Below are 4017 nucleotides of genomic sequence, written 5' to 3' on the forward strand. Positions count from 1 at the left end.
GGTTTTGACTTCTGGTTCTTCAGCCTGCCTTCCGATCAGATCGCGATTGATGTTACAGGTGTCGAAACCTTCGATGACCTGATCGCGACGGCCAGTCAGAACGGGCGGGATGTCACGTTCCAATTCTCGGAAGAAGACAGCCTGACACTCCGCCGCACGGATCTGTTTGATCTTGAGGCTGATATGTTCAGCTTCGTTTAATCGTCGAAACGGCCCGGTCCGAAGTGTCGCGATCATCGCCTGTTCAGTATGTCTGACAAAGTCATGCAGTCTCACCCAACGCAGCAATGTGTTGGGTGAAGCCGGAAAACAACCCAACGTGAATGCCGCATCCGTCAAAATGCCGAGACGTTGCCAACCACAATGCCAGACGTTGAAAACAGATATGCAGCTGGGCCGACCCATCCATTTCAGGGATCACTTTTATGGCATTCTTCGGCAGTTTCTTGGTCTCCGAGGTGAAACTCATTTACCCTACTATCTGGTCAACCCTTAAAACCTACAATAATAGTCAGGTAATCGATACGAGGAGAGATGGATGCGCACCCTACTCACCGCTTTGACCATATTGTTTTCGGCCAGCTTCGCCCACCCAGATGAACCCGATGGCGACGGCATCGCAATCGAATTGAATACACTTCAGCCCGTGGAAGGAGGATGTCAACTTACATTTGTGGCGTCGACAACCTCTGTAGGCGGAATTGAAAAGCTCGTTTTTGAGACGGTGCTTTTCACCACAGAAGGTGCTGTTGATCGTCTGACGCTTTTTGACTTTGGGGAAATCCCGGCACATGCGCCGCGGGTCAGGCAGTTCGTCTTGCCGCAGCTTGAATGCACAAATCTGAGACAGCTTCTGTTCAACGGGGTCAATGCCTGCCAGATCGGCGGGATTGAGAACACCACTTGTGCCACCGGCCTCACACTGACGAGCCGTACGGATGTGGAGTTGCTCGGGTGAACGATATTTTCCAGATACTCAGCCAGATCGTTGACCTTGGCGGACCTGTCATTGTCATTCTGATGGTGACGTCAATCGCGGTTCTGGCCATCGCGCTTTACAAACTCTGGCAATTCCGGGTGGCCGGTGTCGGACGGCACCGCGCGCTGATGCAAGCTGTGCAGGCGTGGGATGCGGGCGACGATAGCGGCACGCATGCCTATCTGAGCCGCTCAACCAGCTATCTTGTCCCCGTGGTAGAGATGGCGCTCAACGCCGAGCAGGACGATAATGATCGGCTGATCAGCGAAGCCGAAGCACGCTTTGCCCGTCTCGAACGCGGCCTGCGCATCCTCGACAATGTCGCGCAACTTGCGCCGCTTCTGGGCCTTTTCGGGACGGTGCTGGGGATGATTGAGGCCTTTCAGGCGTTACAAGACGCAGGCTCTCAGGTGGACCCATCAATCCTTGCTGGCGGCATCTGGGTGGCCCTGATGACCACCGCAGCAGGGCTGGCCGTCGCGATGCCAACATCCCTCCTTCATTCATGGCTCGAATCCCGCATGGATGCCGAACGCGGCGTTGCGGATCAGGCGATCCAGACCATCCTGCGGCCCCGCGCGGCACGGGGTGCTGTGACCCTTCAGGCGGCCCATGCTTAAAGCAAAGCGGCAAAAGCGGGCGATTTCGATGACGCCACTTGTTGACGTCATCTTCCTGCTTTTGTTGTTTTTCATGCTGACATCAACTTTCTCAAAATTCGCAGAAGTGGAGCTGAGCGCAGCAGCAGCTGGCGGCACATCACCCGGAACGCCGCCAATCTTCTTGCAGCTCTACCCTGACCGGCTGACGGTCAATGGTCAGACGCAGCCGCTTGACGGGCTTGTCCTTGAACCGCAGGCGGGACAGACTCTGCTGGTGGCCCTGCAAACAGATGTCACCGCACAGCGCCTGACCGATCTGCTGGTCGCACTGCGTGCTTTCCCGAACCTCGACATCGCTGTTCTGGGGTCGTCCTGATGCGGCAGATCACGCGCAAAAAGAAGGCCGAGCCAACAATCGCGTTGATCAACATTGTTTTTCTGATGCTGATCTTCTTTCTGGTGGCAGGGACCCTTGCACAACCGCTTGACGGGGAGCTGGAGCTGGTTGAAACCAGCACGCTCGACGGTCGAGAACCGCCCGACGCACTGGTAATCAACGCCGCTGGCGACCTCAGCTATCGCGGCACGGCGCTGCCCGATGTGGCAGCGTTTTTGCAGGACAGGGCAGAAGACCAATTGGCGCAAGTCCGCATCGTCCCTGACCGCGCGCTCACGGCAGATCGGCTTGTGGAAGTATCCCGCGACTTACGTGAAGGCGGCGCGCAATCCGTGATCATCGTGACTGAACGGGCGCTGCAATGATCCGCTCCTCCGCCCTTGTCAAAGCAGGGGTCATTATTGTGTCGGTTGCGTTGCATATTGGCCTTATGGCCGCCTTTTACGAAGAGCAAACAGTCGAAATCGCAGGCGGGGCGACGGGTGCGATCAACGCAAGATTGGGCAACAGCTTTGCCGATCTTGTTCAGGGCACACAAACGCCGCAAACACCCGACCCGGCACTTGTCACCGAAACGCCACCCCCTGCAGAGACCGCCCCGGTCACCTCGGCCCAGTCTGTGACACCGACAACCTCTGCCATCGCTGCTGTACCTCTTTCCGCAATGGCACCAACTGTCCCCACGTTGACACCGCCGCCAACTGCGCAGCCCGAAACACAGACCCCTACCCCGCCGGAAACAATCACAGCCACCACCGAAAGCGCTGTTGAGACATCACAACGCCCCGTGGCGCGACCAGAAAGACCGGTGCAACCACCCCCACCGGGCAACAGCCAGCAAAACGCCACCGCAGGCAGCGCCACCGGCAATACGCGCGCAACAGCGCCGCAACAATCAGGTAATACCGGGCAGGCCGCGACAGCTGGGAATGCCGCGGCCAACAACTATCCTGGTGAGGTGATGCAGCGCATTACGCGGATTGGACAGCCGCGTGTACGTGCAAGTGGTATTGCTGTCGTTCGCTTTTCAATTTCAGGAAATGGTGCGCTTGCCGGTGTGTCGATTGCACAAAGCTCTGGCTCTGCGCGCCTCGACCGTGCGGCGATGCAGGTTGTTCAGCGCGCAGCACCATTCCCGCCACCGCCGCCAGGTGCGCAGCGCAGTTTCAGCATCAGGATTGAAGGACGTGGCTAACTGCAAAAAAAGCGGGCCGCGAAGGCCCGCTCTTCCTAGCAATAGGTTGCTGGTCTCAGGCCAGATGCGATCGCAGGAACCAGGCAAACTTTTCATGCGTCTGACCGCGCGCGATGCACAAATCCTCGGTCAGTGTATCGCCATGCTTGGCGGCCAATTCACCGCAGCCAGCAAGCGTCGCTGCCAGTGTTTCCTGCGCATCTTGCATGATCTTGATCATCTCTTTGTCTGTCGCATGCCCGTCATGCTCTGCAATCTTTGACCGCTTGATCATGCCCGCCAAGGTCCCTTCGGCATGCATGTCAATCGCGCGAATACGCTCTGCCAGATCATCCTGACCTTCGAAATGATCCTCGTAAATCTTCTGGAACAGATCGTGCAGCGGGCCAAACGCCATGCCTTTGACGTTCCAATGAAAGTTCTGTGCAAGCATAGTTGTCACAGCAGTCTCTGCCACCGACTGGTTCAAAGCCTCTGCAATTGCTGTTTTCGCATCAGAATTCAGCGCCATCGCTGTCTGCGTCATTGTTCTTTTCTCCGGATAGATTTTGCTGGCTGGCGTCAGGCTGGCTCGCTTGACACCCTACATAACCTGCATTTTCAGGCAGACAAGAAATTTTTAGAATTATTCTAAACCTGAGAAAACTGCTCGGAAATTCCAGTGATCAGAAAGCTGATATGCCGCTGGTGTATTTTCGGTATGCGGGACCGGATGAGAAACGCCAAACTATCCGTGTCGCGATCAGAGGCCGCCATGATGGCCCGCATGAGCCAGGATTCGTCAAAAGACAGCTCCACAGTGCCGGGCCTAAAAAACACAGGTTTGTTGCCAACCACATCGCTG

The 4017-nt window shown here is 56.6% G+C and carries 7 protein-coding genes and 1 pseudogene; 6 read left to right on the top strand and 2 right to left on the bottom strand.

Annotation, left to right across the window (positions count from 1 at the left end; genetic code table 11):
• From SLH49_RS22210 to SLH49_RS22235, 6 genes are all read left to right on the top strand, one after another.
• On the top strand, window positions 1–201 hold a 201-nt coding region (locus SLH49_RS22210; RefSeq protein ID WP_320271333.1), incomplete at its 5' end, for a hypothetical protein.
• A gap of 337 nt (window positions 202–538) precedes the next feature.
• Window positions 539–958, top strand: a complete 420-nt coding sequence (locus tag SLH49_RS22215; protein ID WP_320271334.1) for a hypothetical protein — start codon at window positions 539–541, stop codon at window positions 956–958.
• Window positions 955–1599, top strand: a complete 645-nt coding sequence (locus tag SLH49_RS22220) for a MotA/TolQ/ExbB proton channel family protein (RefSeq protein ID WP_413785324.1) — start codon at window positions 955–957, stop codon at window positions 1597–1599. Before SLH49_RS22215 ends, SLH49_RS22220 begins: the two co-directional genes overlap by 4 nt.
• Window positions 1592–1957 carry a biopolymer transporter ExbD gene (locus tag SLH49_RS22225; protein WP_320271335.1) on the top strand — a complete coding sequence of 122 codons (366 nt, stop codon included), beginning with the start codon at window positions 1592–1594 and terminating at the stop codon, window positions 1955–1957. The genes SLH49_RS22220 and SLH49_RS22225 overlap by 8 nt, the downstream gene beginning before the upstream one ends.
• Window positions 1957–2343: an ExbD/TolR family protein gene (locus SLH49_RS22230; protein ID WP_320271336.1), complete on the top strand. Its 387-nt coding sequence runs from the start codon at window positions 1957–1959 to the stop codon at window positions 2341–2343. The genes SLH49_RS22225 and SLH49_RS22230 overlap by 1 nt, the downstream gene beginning before the upstream one ends.
• Complete coding sequence (locus SLH49_RS22235; protein WP_320271337.1) at window positions 2340–3173, top strand: TonB family protein; 834 nt, start codon at window positions 2340–2342, stop codon at window positions 3171–3173. The genes SLH49_RS22230 and SLH49_RS22235 overlap by 4 nt, the downstream gene beginning before the upstream one ends.
• Before the next feature lie 55 nt (window positions 3174–3228).
• Here the strand turns inward: SLH49_RS22235 and SLH49_RS22240 are convergent, their stop codons facing one another.
• Both SLH49_RS22240 and SLH49_RS22245 read right to left on the bottom strand, forming a co-directional pair.
• On the bottom strand, window positions 3229–3699 hold the full coding sequence (locus SLH49_RS22240) for a DNA starvation/stationary phase protection protein (protein ID WP_320271338.1): 471 nt from the start codon (window positions 3697–3699) through the stop codon (window positions 3229–3231).
• A gap of 104 nt (window positions 3700–3803) precedes the next feature.
• Window positions 3804–4017 (bottom strand): annotated as a pseudogene (locus tag SLH49_RS22245) (hypothetical protein); the annotation flags it as partial.

Source organism: Cognatiyoonia sp. IB215446 (assembly GCF_033963825.1).
GTDB lineage: Bacteria > Pseudomonadota > Alphaproteobacteria > Rhodobacterales > Rhodobacteraceae > Yoonia.